The organism is Streptomyces sp. V2I9, from assembly GCF_030817475.1.
Taxonomy (GTDB): Bacteria; Actinomycetota; Actinomycetes; order Streptomycetales; family Streptomycetaceae; genus Streptomyces.
Map to the genome: position 1 here is coordinate 3048873 of NZ_JAUSZJ010000002.1, position 14371 is coordinate 3063243.

The following is a 14371-nucleotide window of genomic DNA, read 5'->3' on the forward strand; positions in this document are numbered from 1 at the left end:
GGACGTACACGGTGCGCGGCGACAAGCCACGGCACCCCTCCTCATCGCACGCCGTCGTAGAACGAGACGACCACGGCGGCTCCTGGAAGGAACACCCGAAAGTGAAGCTTCAGCGCAAGAACCGGCTTCGTGCCACCGCGCTCGGTGCCCTCGCCGTCTCCGGCGCCCTGGTCCTCACGGCGTGCGGTTCGGACGACAACAGCAACGGCGGCGCGGCCGGCACCGGCGAGAAGACGACCGCCGCGTCGAACGTGGACTGCGGCAAGGCCAAGGGCCAGCTGCGCGCCTCCGGCTCCAGCGCTCAGAAGAACGCCATGGACCTCTGGGTCAAGAACTACATGGCCGCCTGTTCCGGTGTGGAGATCAACTACAACTCCTCCTCCTCCGGCGAGGGCATCGTCGCCTTCAACCAGGGCACCGTCGGCTTCGCCGGCTCCGACTCGGCGCTGAAGCCCGAAGAGGTCGCCGACTCCAAGAAGATGTGCAAGACCGGCCAGGGCATCAACCTCCCGATGGTCGGCGGCCCGATCGCGATCGGCTTCAAGCTGGAGGGCGTCGACAAGCTCACGCTGGACGCCCCGACCCTCGCCAAGATCTTCGACACGAAGATCAAGAAGTGGAACGACCCGGCGATCGCCGCGCTGAACAAGGGCGTCGACCTCCCGGACAAGGCCATCCAGGCCTTCCACCGCTCCGAGGACTCCGGCACCACGCAGAACCTCGGCAAGTACCTGGGTGCCGCCGCCCCGAAGGACTGGAAGTACGAGGCCGAGAAGAAGTGGCCGGCCCCCGGTGGCCAGGCCGCGTCCGGCTCCTCCGGCGTCGCCGCCCAGGTGAAGCAGGTCGACGGCGCGATCGGCTACTTCGAGCTCTCCTACGCCAAGTCCCAGTCCATCCCGACCGTGGACATCAACACCGGTGGCGCCGCCCCGGTCCAGGCCACCTCGGAGAACGCCTCCAAGGCCATCGCCGCCGCCAAGATCAAGGGCACCGGCAAGGACCTGGCGCTCGACCTCGACTACACCACCAAGGCCGAGGGCGCCTACCCGCTCGTCCTGGTGACGTACGAGGTCGTCTGCGACAGCGGCAACAAGCCCGAGACGCTCGACACGGTCAAGTCCTTCCTCTCCTACACCGCCTCCGACGACGGCCAGAAGATCCTGACCGACGCCGGCTACGCGCCGATCCCGGCCGAGATCAACGCCAAGGTCCGCGAGACCATCGGCTCCCTCTCGTAGCACCGCGGGGCGGCCGGACCGGGCTCCCCGGTCCGGCCGCCCCCGGCCCCGCGTCACCGACGCGGACCACCGACGCGAACCGCCGCCACCGACGCACCCCGTCACCGCCGGCGCGGACCGTCACCGGCAGGCCGGCCCGGCGCACCCCTCCGGACCGGCCCGCCACCCCGACCCACCCGCCCCACTCTCCATCCGGTGCACCGCCGCCAGGGGAGCCCCGGCTCCCCCACACAGACCGGAAAGACCATGGCTTCCACCACACCGATAGACACGCCACCGGCGCCGCCGGTCGACCGCCCCAGCCCCCGGACCACCGGGCGCATGGGCGACAAAGTCTTCCTGGGCCTCTCCCGCGGCTCGGGCATCCTGCTGCTCGTGATCATGGCGTCGATCGCCGTGTTCCTCACGTACCGCTCCGTCATCGCCATCTCGAAGAACGAGGGCAACTTCCTCACCACCTTCGACTGGAACCCGGCCGGCGACCCGCCGGTCTTCGGCATCGCGGTCCTGCTCTTCGGCACGGTCGTCAGCTCGATCATCGCGATGCTCATCGCGGTTCCGATCGCTGTCGGCATCGCCCTGTTCATCTCGCACTACGCGCCGCGCAAGCTGGCCGCCCCCATCGCGTACGTGGTCGACCTGCTGGCCGCCGTGCCGAGCATCGTCTACGGCATCTGGGGCGCCCTGGTCCTGGTGCCGTACCTGGAGGGCCTGAACCTCTGGCTCGACCAGTACATGGGCTGGACGTACGTCTTCGACAAGACCGAGGTCGGCGTCGCCCGCTCCCTCTTCACCGTCGGCATCCTGCTGGCGATCATGATCCTGCCGATCGTGACCAGCGTCAGCCGCGAGGTCTTCCTCCAGGTCCCGAAGATGAACGAGGAGGCCGCGCTCGCGCTCGGCGCCACCCGCTGGGAGGTCATCCGCCTCTCCGTGCTGCCGTTCGGCCGCTCCGGCATCATCTCCGCCTCGATGCTGGGCCTCGGCCGCGCGCTCGGCGAGACGATGGCCGTCGCCACGGTGCTCTCCCCGAGCTTCCTCATCTCGCTGCACGTGCTCAACCCGGGCGGCGGAACGTTCGCCCAGAACATCGCGGCGAAGTTCGGCGAGGCCGACGCGTTCGGGCGGGACGCCCTGATCGCCTCCGGTCTCGTCCTCTTCGTCCTCACCCTGCTGGTCAACGGCGCGGCCCGGCTCATCATCGCCCGCCGCAAGGAGTACTCGGGGGCCAACGCATGAGCCACGCACCCACCGGCGTCATGGAACGCCCGCAGCCCGCACCGCCCTCCCCGAAGAAGAGCAGCCTCGGCAGCCGCTCGCTCCCCCGCCTCGCGCCGCTCGGCTTCGCCGTCGTCTCGGTCGCGCTCGGCGTCGGCCTCTCGCTGGCCGCCGGCTGGGAGAGCCGCATCCAGTGGGGCCTGATCTCGGCCCTGTTCTTCCTGGTCATCTCCTACGTCGCCACGACGGTCGTCGAGAACCAGCGCCAGGCCAAGGACCGTCTCGCCACCAGCGTGATGTGGGTCTGCTTCCTGGCCGCCGTCGTCCCGCTCGCCTCGCTGCTCTGGACGACGATCGTCCGCGGCGCCGAGCGCCTGGACGGCTACTTCCTCACCCACTCGATGGCCGGTGTGCTCGGCTCCGAGGCCAGCGGCGGCGTCTACCACGCGCTGATCGGCACCCTGGAGCAGGTCGGCATCGCCACGGTGATCTCCGCCCCGCTCGGCCTGCTGACCGCCGTCTACCTCGTCGAGTACGGCAAGGGCTCGCTGGCCAAGGCCGTCACCTTCTTCGTCGACGTGATGACGGGCATCCCGTCCATCGTCGCCGGTCTCTTCATCCTGTCGATCATGCTGATCGCCGACCTGGAGCCGTCCGGCCTGATGGGCGCCCTCGCCCTGACCATCCTGATGATCCCCGTCGTGGTCCGCTCCACCGAGGAGATGCTCAAGCTCGTCCCGAACGAGCTGCGCGAGGCGTCCCTCGCCCTCGGCATCCCGAAGTGGCGCACCATCCTGAAGGTGGTCCTGCCCACCGCGATCGGCGGCATCACCACGGGCGTCATGCTCGCCATCGCCCGCATCGCCGGTGAGACCGCGCCGATCATCCTCCTGGTCTTCGGCAGCCAGCTGATCAACACGAACCCCTTCGAAGGCGCCCAGTCCTCGCTGCCGTTCTACATCTACGAGCAGTACAAGATCGGCGAGGCCGCGTCCTACGACCGCGCCTGGGCAGCCGCCCTGGTGCTGATCGCCTTCGTCATGATCCTGAATCTGGTGGCCCGCGGCATCGCCCGCTGGAAGGCCCCGAAGACCGGTCGCTGACGCGGCCACAGCGACCTCCCGAAAGAAGCAGTGATTCCCATGGCCAAGCGCATCGACATCAGCGGCCTCACCGCCTACTACGGCAGCCACAAGGCGATCGAGGACATCTCGATGACCGTGGAGCCCCGCTCCGTGACCGCCTTCATCGGCCCGTCCGGCTGCGGCAAGTCCACCTTCCTGCGCACCCTGAACCGGATGCACGAGGTCACCCCCGGCGGCCGCGTCGAGGGCAAGGTGCTGCTGGACGACGAGAACCTCTACGCCTCCAACGTCGACCCGGTCACCGTGCGCCGCACGGTCGGCATGGTCTTCCAGCGCCCGAACCCCTTCCCCACCATGTCGATCTTCGACAACGTGGCGGCGGGCCTGCGGCTGAACGGCAGCTACCGCAAGAGCGAGCTGACCGACGTCGTCGAGAAGTCCCTGCGCGGCGCGAACCTCTGGAACGAGGTCAAGGACCGCCTCAACAAGCCCGGCTCCGGCCTCTCCGGCGGCCAGCAGCAGCGCCTGTGCATCGCCCGCGCCATCGCGGTCGAGCCGGACGTCCTGCTGATGGACGAGCCGTGCTCCGCGCTCGACCCGATCTCGACCCTCGCCATCGAGGACCTGATCGGCGAGCTGAAGGAGCGCTTCACGATCGTCATCGTGACGCACAACATGCAGCAGGCGGCCCGCGTCTCGGACCGCACCGCGTTCTTCAACCTCGCGGCGGTCGGCAAGCCCGGCCGGCTCATCGAGATAGACGAGACCGAGCGGATCTTCTCCAACCCCTCGGTCCAGGCCACGGAGGACTACATCTCCGGCCGCTTCGGCTGAGCCGCCCCGGCCCGGCCACCTGGCCGGGCCCCGGCTCCCCGCCCCCGATACGGCCTTGCGGTGCTGCATGGCGGTGCCACCACAAGGCGAAAGGGTCCGCCCCCGTTCTCGTACGAGAACGGGGGCGGACCCACACGTGTCAGCAGCCGGACGCCACCGCTCAGCCGAAGAGCAGCAGGACCGCCCCGTAGCTCAGCGCGGCGACCAGGGCCGCGGCGGGCATGGTGATGAACCAGCCCAGGATGATGTTCTTGGCGACGCCCCAGCGCACGGCGTTCACCCGCTTGGTCGCGCCGACGCCCATGATCGCGGAGGTGATGACGTGCGTCGTGGAGATCGGGGCGTGGAACAGGAACGCCGAACCGAACATGATCGACGCGCCGGTCGTCTCGGCCGCGAAGCCCTGCGGCGGGTCCAGCTCGATGATCTTGCGGCCGAGGGTCCGCATGATCCGCCAGCCGCCCGCGTACGTGCCCAGGGAGAGCATCACGGCGCAGGCGATCTTGACCCAGACCGGGATCTCGTCGTTCGGGCCCTCGACGTCGGCGATGACCAGGGCCATCACGACGATGCCCATCGTCTTCTGCGCGTCCTGGAGGCCGTGGCCGAGCGCCATGCCCGCCGCCGAGACCGTCTGCGCGATCCGGAAGCCGCGCTTGGCCTTGTGCGGGTTGGCCTTCCGGAACATCCACATGATGCCGACCATCACCAGATAGCCGACGACCAGGCCGATGATCGGGGAGAGGAACATCGGGATGACGATCTTCTCGACCACACCGGACCAGATGACGTCCGTCCCGCCGGCCAGCGCCGCCCCGACCATGCCGCCGAACAGGGCGTGCGAGGACGAGGAGGGGAGGCCGTAGTACCAGGTGACGAGGTTCCAGATGATCGCGCCGACCAGCGCCGCGAACAGGATGCCCATCCCCTTCTGCCCGACGGGCGTGGCGATGAGGCCCTCGCTGACGGTCTTGGCGACCCCCTGGCCCAGGAAGGCGCCGGCGAGGTTCATCACCGCCGCCATCGCCAGAGCCGCACGCGGGGTCAGCGCCCGGGTGGAGACCGAGGTGGCGATGGCGTTCGCCGAGTCGTGGAAGCCGTTCGTATACGTGAAGCCGAGCGCGACACCGATGGTCACGATCAGCGCAAAGGTGTCCACGAGGTTCAGGACTCCTTGACCGCGATGGTCTCCACGGTGTTGGCGACGTGCTCGAACGCGTCGGCCGCCTCTTCCAGCACATCCACGATCTGCTTCAGCTTGAGCACCTCCATGGCGTCGTACTTGCCGTTGAAGAGGTGGGCCAGCAGCTTGCGGTGGATCTGGTCGGCCTGGTTCTCCAGACGGTTGACCTCGATCCAGTACTCCGTGAGGTTGTCCATGGTCCGCAGCCCGGGCATGGCCTCGGCGGTCAGCTCCGCCGCCCGCGCCAGCACCTCGATCTGCTGCTCGACGCCCTTGGGGAGCTCCTGGACCTGGTAGAGGACGACCAGGTCGACGGCCTCCTCCATGAAGTCCATGATGTCGTCGAGCGAGGACGCCAGGTTGTAGATGTCCTCGCGGTCGAACGGCGTGATGAAGGAGGAGTTCAGCTGGTGGAAGATCGCGTGGGTGGCATCGTCCCCCGCGTGCTCCGCTGCCCGCATACGCTCCGCGATCTCGACTCGGGAGGCAGAATCCGCCCCGAGCAGTTCCATCAGGAGCTTCGAGCCCGTGACAATGTTGTCCGCTGATGCGGAGAACATGTCGTAGAAGCTCGTCTCCCTGGGGGTCAGACGAAAGCGCACGTGGGGTCCTCGGGGTGCTTTGGATTCGGTCAGGCTGATGCTAGGCGCATCATCCGGCCACGGCTAACCGGCGTTGTTCAGTGTCGCCCATCGACCACCGCGATCAGCACGGGCCCCCGTCACGTTTCCACGGGATTCGTTACGATATACCCGCCAGGGGTATAAGAGGGCGTATGAGGACAACGGGAGGACGCAGATGACCACGACCGGGACCACGGGGGCGGAAGCGGCGGGCGCGACAGCCCCGGACGCGGGGGCGACGGCATCGGTGGACATCGTCACCGACCACGACCGCGGCATCCACGGCTACCACCACCAGAAGGACGAACACCTCAAACGGCTCCGCCGCATCGAGGGCCAGATCCGCGGCCTCCAGCGCATGGTCGACGAGGACGTCTACTGCATCGACATACTCACCCAGGTGTCGGCCTCCACGAAGGCGCTCCAGTCCTTCGCCCTGCAACTGCTGGAGGAGCACCTGCGCCACTGCGTCGCGGACGCGGCCGTCAAGGGCGGCGACGAGATCGACGCGAAGGTCGAGGAGGCCACGAAGGCCATCGCCCGCCTGCTCCGCACCTGATCTCAGCCCCGGATGCCCCGGTACGGGGTGACGCGGGTACGGGGTGACGCGGAAATCCCGGACGTCACCCCGGCCGGACACGGCGGCACACGGATTCGAACGTCACCGGGTACCGGCCACGGCGCCACCCGGCCCCGCGCGTCATCTCCGCCGGGAGCCCTGCCGGGGGACCGCCGCCCAGCACTCCGCACCCCGGACGTCGAGCACTTCGTCGATACGGTCGGGGCTGAGGCGCTCCTCCCCGGCCGCCGACGCGGCGATCATCAGCTCGCCGCACAGCTCGATCTCGGCGAGGGCCACACGGTCCTGAGCGTTCGGAGTCCTGAGCGTCACCACCTGCGTCACCTCTCCCTGCCGTTCTCTCCACCGTCCCGCGACCGTTCACCGGCCCCTGACGCACCGGCTTCCCAGCCTAGGGAACGCGGTACGCGCCCCGCATGGCACGGACGGGCCATTTGCGCCCCCTCCCAACCGGCCCCCGCCGCCCCGCTCGTTCCGCCCACCCCGCGCCCCCTCAGCCCTGCCGGATACGGCCGGTGTAGATGGCGTCCTCGTCCGGCAGCGCCACCGTGACCGGGAGCCCGAACCCGTACAGCAGCAGCGTCGAGACCACCGACACCTCGGGGCCCTCGGAGGAGAAGGTGAAGCGGTGCCGGACCTTCCGCAGCCGGCCGTCCTCGTCGAGGTAGGCGTCGAACGGGACGGCGTCCTTGCTGAACCCTTTCGCCGCCGCGCCGAGCGCCCCGCGCGACTGCGGCGACGCGGCGCGCGCGGCCCGGCCCAGGTCGGCGACCCCCCGGTAGTGATGCACCGTCACCCCGGCCAGCTCGGACTTCCCCACGTACGTCACGTCGGCCGCGCCGCGCAGCAGTTCGGCCGCCGCCATCGGGTCGGTGACCCCGCCGGTGACGAGGTTGCCGTCCTTCAGCGCGGTCGTGTCGATCCTGACCCATTTGCCGTCGGGCACCCCGGCGCCGCGGTTCTTCATGTACAGCGCTCCGGGGGTCAGCAGCTCGGTGATCGGCCGGTGCCCGTCCGCCCCGGCGGCGCCCTCGGGCAGCACCACCTTGATCCGCCCCAGCTGCCTGCGGAAGTCGTACGCCCCCTGCCCGCGGATCGTCACCCGCGTCCCGCCGGCCGTCGTCTCCATGGACGTACGGGTCTCCGCGCCGCCCGCCGCGACGAGGACGTCCGCCGCCCGGCCGAGCAGATCGAGCGGGCGCTCGGCGGCCACGGAGCGCTGCCCGGAACCGTCGCCCGTGCCGCCCGCACCGCCCCCGCCGAAGCAGCCGGCGGTGACCGCGATCGCCCCGGTCACGGCGAGGGCGCGCACAGCACGGGCCCCGCCTCCGTCCCTGTACCGCTGCACCGCCATCGCCTGCCTACCCCCAACGACTACCGCCCGGCCGAGCCCCGCACCCGCTCCGCCTAACGACCGCCGCCGTCCCCCGTCACGCCGCCCCCGTGGCACAGGCCGTCCGGAGGGGGCCCGCACCCGCCCGTACCCCCATACGGCGGCCGCGGCCAGTACCGTGGTCGGGTGCATGAGGATCCCCCCGCCCCGGCCCGCACCACCACCGCCCCGCGCACCCCCGTCCGGACCGCTCCGGCCCCTGTGACGCCCGCCGTCGCGCCGCCGGCTCCGGCCCGTACGGCGACGGGGCCGACGCCCGAATCCCCGGATGCCTCCCACCCCGGTCCACCGGGCGGGCACGCCACCACGACGATCGAGCGCGGCTCGTTCTGCCTGGCCCGCTGCACCTGCGGCTGGGCGGGGCCGGCCCGCAGATCCCGCGACCGGGCCCGTACCGACGCCGCCGAACACCTCACCGCCCCCTGACCGACGCCGACCCGCGCCGGACCCCTACCGCCGACCCGGCCCGTACGGCCCCGTGCGGCACGGCCCGGTCCGTGCGGCCCCGGCCCGTGGAGCACGAGGCCGTACAGCACGGCCCCGTGCTCCACGGACCGCTACAGCACGATCCCCCGGGCGCTGGAAGCATCCGGGGGATCGGAAGAAGCGGGGACCGGACGGGAGGGGTGCCCGGTCCGGGACCGTCCGTCAGGCGGCCAGGTCCTTCTCCCCCGGATCACCGCGCCGGGAGCCCGGCCGGGGCTCGGGGATGCCGTGCGCACCGTCCTGCCCGCCCCGCCCGTCCGCGGACGCGGCGTCGGCGTCCTCCGCCCGGACGAGCCAGCCGACGCGCGGCGAACGGGCGATCGCCGCCATCAGCGGGGTCAGCAGGGCCATGGCGAGCGGGGCCAGCAGCAGGGCGACGGCCGTGCCGAGGGCGAACCCGCCGATCACGTCGGTCGGGTAGTGGACACCCATGTAGACGCGGCTGAAACCGGCGAAGAGCGCGAGCCCGATCGCGGCGAAGCCGAACTTCCGGTTGGCCACGAAGATGCCGACCGCGATGCCCATCGCCAGGGTGGAGTGGTCGCTGACGAACGAGAAGTCCGTCTTGCCGTGGATCAGGACCTCGAGACCTTCGTGGTCGTTGAAGGGCCGCGGCCGTTCGACGAAGCCGCGGATCGGGATGTTGATGAGGATGGCGATCGCTGCGGCGAGCGGTGCCCAGACGATGGCAGCGGCGGCGGCCACCGCGTCCTCGGCCGTACCCCGCTTGCGCATGCTCCACCAGCACCACAGGCCGACCAGGACCAGACCGAACATGATCCCGTACTCGCCGACGAACTCCATGACCCGGTCGAACCAGGTCGGAGCGGCCTTCGCGAGGCCGTTGATGTCGTAGAGCAGACCGACGTCCGGGTTCGACCCGTCGAGTTCGAGTCCAGCCATCAGCTACGGCCCCTTGCCTTGTCTGCTTCATCTGTTGCGACGCGCGTCCTTGCCCGCCGCCGTGGTCGAACCCCCGTGTCCGGTGCGATCCGTTACCGCACTGCACCGCATCGCATGGTCAGTGCGCGTGCCGTTCCCGTTGCCGTACCCGTCCAGGGAACGGCCCGGCCGTCGCGTGCGTTCCGCTCTCCACCGAATGATCACCATGACGTTATCGAAGAGTGACTCGTCGTCGCAGCTCAGGGCCCAGGCTTCACGGAGCGTTCCGACCACGGCCGACTGCCCGTCAGAGCCCTTCGCCACTCCGGAAGCGCACGAGACATGGATCACCCCGCGGGCAGATCGGTCGGCAGGGCGGCGGCACCGTCCTTGGTGACCCGCGTCGCACCGAAGTAGTCCGGGGTGTCGATCTTGTCGAACCGGATGACCGCCCCGGTGAACGGCGCGTTGATCATATAGCCGCCTCCGACGTACAGACCGACGTGCCGGATGGCGCGCGAGTTCGTCAGGTCGTCGGAGAAGAACACCAGGTCCCCCGGAAGCAGCTCGTCGCGCGAGGGGTGCGGTCCGGCGTTGTACTGATCGTTCGCAACGCGCGGCAGCTCGATGTCCACCGTCCGGTACGCGGCCTGGGTCAGCCCGGAACAGTCGAACCGCCCCTGCTGCTCCGGCGTACCGTTCCCGCCCCACAGATACGGCGTGCCGAGCTTCTTCTGGGCGAAGTAGATGGCCCCGGCGGCCTGCCGGGAGGGCGCGACCCGGCCGACGGGCCGGGCGAAGCTCTTCTCCAGCGAGCGGATGATCCTGACGTAGTTCTGCGTCTCCTTGTAGGGAGGCACACCGCCGTACTTGATCACCGCGTACGCGCCGGCGTTGTACGCGGCGAGCATGTTGCTCGTCGGATCACCCGGCACCTTCTTCACGTACCCGGCGATCTCGCAGTCGTACGAGGCGGCCGAGGGGATCGCGTCGGCGGGGTCCCACACGTCCCGCTTGCCGTCGCCGTTGCCGTCGATCCCGTGCGTGGCCCAGGTGCCGGGGATGAACTGGGCGATGCCCTGCGCGGCGGCGGGACTCCGGGCACGCGGGTTCCAGCCGCTCTCCTGGTACAACTGCGCCGCCAGCAAGGCCGGGTTGATGGCGGGGCAGAGGTTGCCCCACTTCTGCACCAGCCCCTGGAACCGCGCCGGCACCGCCCCCTTGGCCAGCGCGACGGCACCACCGCCGCCCGTCCCGGCGAGCCCGGCGGCGGCGGAGTACGTACCGACGACGAGCAGCGCCAGGAAGCACATGACCATGCCGACGCCGATGCCACCGAACACCCAGTATTTCCGCACCCCTCAACCATCCCCCATCGGGGCGTGCTTCAGAGTCGTTTTCGAGGGTGTGTACGAGTCATCCGCGGCACACCACCGGCGCACCCGAAGCACACGGGGGCGTCGACGGCTCACCGGCACCAGCAGTGACGAGCCCTCGGCCACCGCCGACCGGGGGGCGGCGGCCCACCTCACCGGGCGCGACACGTGACGACCCCTCAGCCGCCGTCCCCCGACCAGAAGTCGGAGCGGACGTTGGGACGGGGCAGCGGGTAGACGTCCTCGTACGCGGGCCCGTTCGGCTCGGAGGCGGGAGCGGCGACCTCCGACTCCTTCACGCACGGGCTGTCGGCCTCCAGGAACGCCTGCCCCTTCCCCCGGAAGGAGACACTGACACCGAATCCGCTCCGGGTGACCGCGTAGACCGCCGGGAACTTCTCGTCCTTGTTGACCGCCTTGATCCGGTAGCCGTTCGTCCGCCAGTACGTCTCCGCACGGTCCAGGAATGTCTGGCGCAGCTCGGGCGAGACGACGGTCATGACGGTCCGGCGGCGGGTCACCCCGCAGGCGCGGGTGGTGGTCGGCCCGTGCGCCCACTGCACCTCGGGGTCGATGCCCTCGAGGACGGCGTCCAGCATGGCATCGGACTCCTCGGCGGCCTCCTGCATATCCATGCCCTTCTCCTTCTCCTTCCCCGTCTCCTTCCCGCTCCCCGCCCCGCTCTCCGCCCCGCTCTCCTGCCCCGTGCTCACGTCGCCCGCGCGCGGGCCGCTCCCGCTCCCGCATCCGGACAGCGGAACCCCCAGGGCCAGGACCACCGCGACGAGGGGCAGGACCCGCTTCGCTCGCCTCACTTCGGTTCCTCCATCTTGAGCCGGTCGGCGTTGCCCGACACGATCAGGGCGATGCTGTCCGCGGACACGGCGTCGCGCTCCGGGCTGAAGTAGTTCGAGTGCGAGTCCAGACTGATACCGCCGCCGCTGACCAGCGGGGGACCGTCCGCCACCGGGAAGCGCCGCGCCCCGAACGCCTTGCTCGCCGGATCCTTCCCGAACCACAGGTCGTCGTCACCCGGATCGGCCAGATCGCCGGCCAGGTACGCCCCGCCGGGCCCGCCCAGGGCCATCCCGATCCCGCCCACCACGACCTGGGTCTTCGACGGCAGCTTGGTCACCGGATCGTTGGCGGCTGCCCCGACGAAGACGTGCTCGCTGCCGACGCCGAGGTCCACGGCGTGGTCGACGCCGACGCCCGGACTGCCGACCAGGATGATGTCGTCGACTCCGGGTATCCCACCGGGCCGAGCAGCCGCGGCGCCCACGGTCCGGGACCCGTAGGAGTGCCCGATGGCGGTCAGATGCGGGTCCTTGTTCTGGTTGGTCACGGAGATCCCGTCCATGAAGTCGCGGTAGGCCGCCCCGCCCTTCTCGGCACGCCCGGTCCCCATGACGGCGAAGTAGCCCGCCGCCCCGTCCTTGTCCGGCAGCTGCGGCGCGTCGTACCCGAGCCAGACGATGGACGCCGTCGACTCGTCGTACCCCTGCGCCCCGATCGCGGTGTCCCGCGCCCGCCCGAGGTCGTTCTTGGCGAACTCCTCGTCGAGCGAGGTGTTGAGCCCCGGTACGTACGCCGACACGTGCCGTGAGGCGTCCGGGTTGCCGAAGGAGACGATGGCCCGTCCGTTGCCCTCGTCCCCGATCCCGATGAGGTACAGGGGCGGCTTCCCGTTCTCGTCCACCTGCCGCTGGATCTCCCGCAGCCCGGCCAGCTGGTCGCGTGCCTTGTCGGTGTCGACCCCCTCCAGCTTGTCGATCAGCGCCGGCAGGTTGCGGCGGTTGGCGGCGTCGCGGGCGAGGACCGGGATGCCGTCGAGGTTGCCGATCCGCTCCGGCACCAGCTCGATGTACCGCTCCCGCTCCTCCGGCGAGAGCCCGTCCCACCATGCCTTGCGCCCGGCGGGCGTCACGTCGAGCGGTATCCGCTCGCTCAGGTGCGCACGCTCGGCGTCCCGCACCTCGGCGTCGACCCGCGCCCCGGACCCGGGTATCGCCATCCCGGCGCCGGCGCCCCCGACGGCCTTGTTCCAGTCCCGGGCCGCACCGATGTAGTCGCCCCGCGCCCACTTCTCCTGTGCGCCACGGGTGTCGCGCTCCCAGGCGTCGACGATCCTCCGCCCGGTCTCCCCCGGCCGCAGAACGGCGTCGGCGACCCCGTGGACGTCACCCCCGAGCCCGTCCCCGATCAACCCGCCGAGGAACCCGCCACCGTGCGGACCGGCGGGTCTACCCGCGTCAACCGGAACGATGAAGTCGGCAGGAGGGAGGGCGGCGCGGTCCTGAGGGGAGCCGGGTCCGGCCAGAGACCCGGCGGGGCCGCCACCCCCGGCACGGCCGGGACTTCCGGTACCCTCCGTGCCTCCGAGGCTTCCGGTACCTCCGGTGCTTCCCGTACCGCTGGTGCTTGCGGTGCCTTCGGTGCCGCTGGTGCTTGCGGTGCCTTCGATGTTTCCCGTACCGCCGGTGCCGACGGTGCCGCCCGTGCTTGCGGTATCTCCGGCGCCTTCGGCACCTCCGCCGGTCGCGGCCCCTCCGATGCCTCCGACGTCACCGCTGGTTCCGGTGCTGCCGGTACCACCGGTGAGGCTGGACTCGTCGCCTCCACCACCGTCGGCCCCCCTGCTGCCGCCCGTACCGCTGTCCGTACCGCCGTCGGCATCCCCGCCCCCGGCCACGACGTCGTGCCCCGGCGCCGGGCACGAACTTCCGGTCAGTTCGCAGATCGCCGCCCTGATTTCGGCAGTGAGCTGCCTGCCGGTACCGGTGGCCATCAGCCCGCCGACGAGGGCGACGACGATCAGGACGAGACCGAGGTACTCCAAGGCGGTCTGCCCGCCGTCACGGCGGAACTTCATCATCCGGGCGACGCTGAACAGCCGCTGCTCGTGACGCTGTTCCGGAGTGCTGCGGAACCACCGGCGGCTCTCCGGCCGGCACAGCAGCACGAGGACGGTCACCGGCATCACCAGCCGCGCCACCCCCGCGAGCCCGGCCCCGCCGCCACCCAGCTCCGCGAGCGCGCCGAGAGCGATCCACGCCTGCACGGAGAGGAGCCCGTACCAGACCCGCACGCCGCCCTGACGTACGTACAGCGACAACACGAAGGCGGCGGCACCGGGTAACGAGGCGTAGAGCACCAACCCGAGGAGGTACCCGTCGACCGCATCCACCGAGGACGCCGCCGAGAGAGCCCTGACGACGCCCACCAGGGTGGCGACGAAGAGAACATGCAGCAGGACGAGCACCGCCTGCAACGGCCGCGGCATCAACTGCCCGCCCGAACCCACCACGGCAGCGCCTACATCGACACCGACAGGAACCGCGCTTCTTCGTATGCCGGACAAGAGCAGTCCCCTACCTCGTGAGTGGGCGGAACGGGCGACAGATCAGTCACTCCACGTATGCGACCACACGGGCGGGGCCCCGACATGGGCCCCAGGACCCATTGGAGGGCTC

Annotated in this window: 14 protein-coding genes; 6 read left to right on the forward strand and 8 right to left on the reverse strand. The window is 70.5% G+C overall.

Annotated features, from left to right (window positions below; all coding sequences use genetic code 11):
• The first annotated feature begins 101 nt into the window (after positions 1–101).
• The 4 genes from pstS (at position 102) to pstB (ending at position 4375) form a co-directional block, all read left to right on the forward strand.
• A complete protein-coding gene (gene pstS, locus QFZ71_RS13345; protein WP_307668457.1) occupies positions 102–1238 on the forward strand; it encodes a phosphate ABC transporter substrate-binding protein PstS in 1137 nt (378 codons plus the stop codon).
• Positions 1239–1484: 246 nt separating this feature from the next.
• A complete protein-coding gene (gene pstC / locus QFZ71_RS13350) occupies positions 1485–2477 on the forward strand; it encodes a phosphate ABC transporter permease subunit PstC (protein ID WP_307668458.1) in 993 nt (330 codons plus the stop codon).
• On the forward strand, positions 2474–3559 hold the full coding sequence (gene pstA, locus QFZ71_RS13355) for a phosphate ABC transporter permease PstA (protein WP_307668459.1): 1086 nt from the start codon (positions 2474–2476) through the stop codon (positions 3557–3559). The genes pstC and pstA overlap by 4 nt, the downstream gene beginning before the upstream one ends.
• A 39-nt stretch (positions 3560–3598) precedes the next feature.
• Positions 3599–4375, forward strand: a complete 777-nt coding sequence (pstB, locus tag QFZ71_RS13360; protein WP_307668460.1) for a phosphate ABC transporter ATP-binding protein PstB — start codon at positions 3599–3601, stop codon at positions 4373–4375.
• Between the two features lie 160 nt (positions 4376–4535).
• Here the strand turns inward: pstB and QFZ71_RS13365 are convergent, their stop codons facing one another.
• Positions 4536–5534, reverse strand: a complete 999-nt coding sequence (locus QFZ71_RS13365; RefSeq protein ID WP_073771025.1) for an inorganic phosphate transporter — start codon at positions 5532–5534, stop codon at positions 4536–4538.
• 5 nt (positions 5535–5539) lie between these two features.
• Positions 5540–6160, reverse strand: coding sequence for a DUF47 domain-containing protein (locus QFZ71_RS13370; protein ID WP_003968094.1), 621 nt, complete (start codon positions 6158–6160; stop codon positions 5540–5542).
• A gap of 196 nt (positions 6161–6356) precedes the next feature.
• Between QFZ71_RS13370 and QFZ71_RS13375 the strand changes: the two genes are divergently transcribed.
• Complete coding sequence (locus tag QFZ71_RS13375) at positions 6357–6740, forward strand: metal-sensitive transcriptional regulator (protein WP_307668461.1); 384 nt, start codon at positions 6357–6359, stop codon at positions 6738–6740.
• Positions 6741–6881: 141 nt separating this feature from the next.
• Here QFZ71_RS13375 and QFZ71_RS13380 read toward each other — a convergent pair whose 3' ends face one another.
• Both QFZ71_RS13380 and QFZ71_RS13385 read right to left on the reverse strand, forming a co-directional pair.
• On the reverse strand, positions 6882–7085 hold the full coding sequence (locus QFZ71_RS13380; protein WP_307668462.1) for a hypothetical protein: 204 nt from the start codon (positions 7083–7085) through the stop codon (positions 6882–6884).
• Between the two features lie 169 nt (positions 7086–7254).
• A complete protein-coding gene (locus QFZ71_RS13385) occupies positions 7255–8115 on the reverse strand; it encodes a hypothetical protein (RefSeq protein ID WP_307668463.1) in 861 nt (286 codons plus the stop codon).
• A 165-nt stretch (positions 8116–8280) separates the two neighbouring features.
• Between QFZ71_RS13385 and QFZ71_RS13390 the strand changes: the two genes are divergently transcribed.
• On the forward strand, positions 8281–8580 hold the full coding sequence (locus QFZ71_RS13390) for a hypothetical protein (RefSeq protein WP_307671638.1): 300 nt from the start codon (positions 8281–8283) through the stop codon (positions 8578–8580).
• 222 nt (positions 8581–8802) lie between these two features.
• Here QFZ71_RS13390 and QFZ71_RS13395 read toward each other — a convergent pair whose 3' ends face one another.
• From QFZ71_RS13395 to QFZ71_RS13410, 4 genes are all read right to left on the reverse strand, one after another.
• A complete protein-coding gene (locus QFZ71_RS13395) occupies positions 8803–9543 on the reverse strand; it encodes a phosphatase PAP2 family protein (protein ID WP_307668464.1) in 741 nt (246 codons plus the stop codon).
• Positions 9544–9869: 326 nt separating this feature from the next.
• On the reverse strand, positions 9870–10865 hold the full coding sequence (locus QFZ71_RS13400) for a bifunctional lytic transglycosylase/C40 family peptidase (RefSeq protein WP_307668465.1): 996 nt from the start codon (positions 10863–10865) through the stop codon (positions 9870–9872).
• 212 nt (positions 10866–11077) lie between these two features.
• The gene (locus tag QFZ71_RS13405; protein ID WP_307668466.1) at positions 11078–11713 is read right to left on the reverse strand and encodes a hypothetical protein; all 636 of its coding nucleotides are present in this window, start codon (positions 11711–11713) and stop codon (positions 11078–11080) included.
• A complete protein-coding gene (locus QFZ71_RS13410; RefSeq protein WP_307671446.1) occupies positions 11710–14181 on the reverse strand; it encodes an alpha/beta hydrolase in 2472 nt (823 codons plus the stop codon). Before QFZ71_RS13410 ends, QFZ71_RS13405 begins: the two co-directional genes overlap by 4 nt.
• Between the last annotated feature and the right edge of the window lie 190 nt (positions 14182–14371).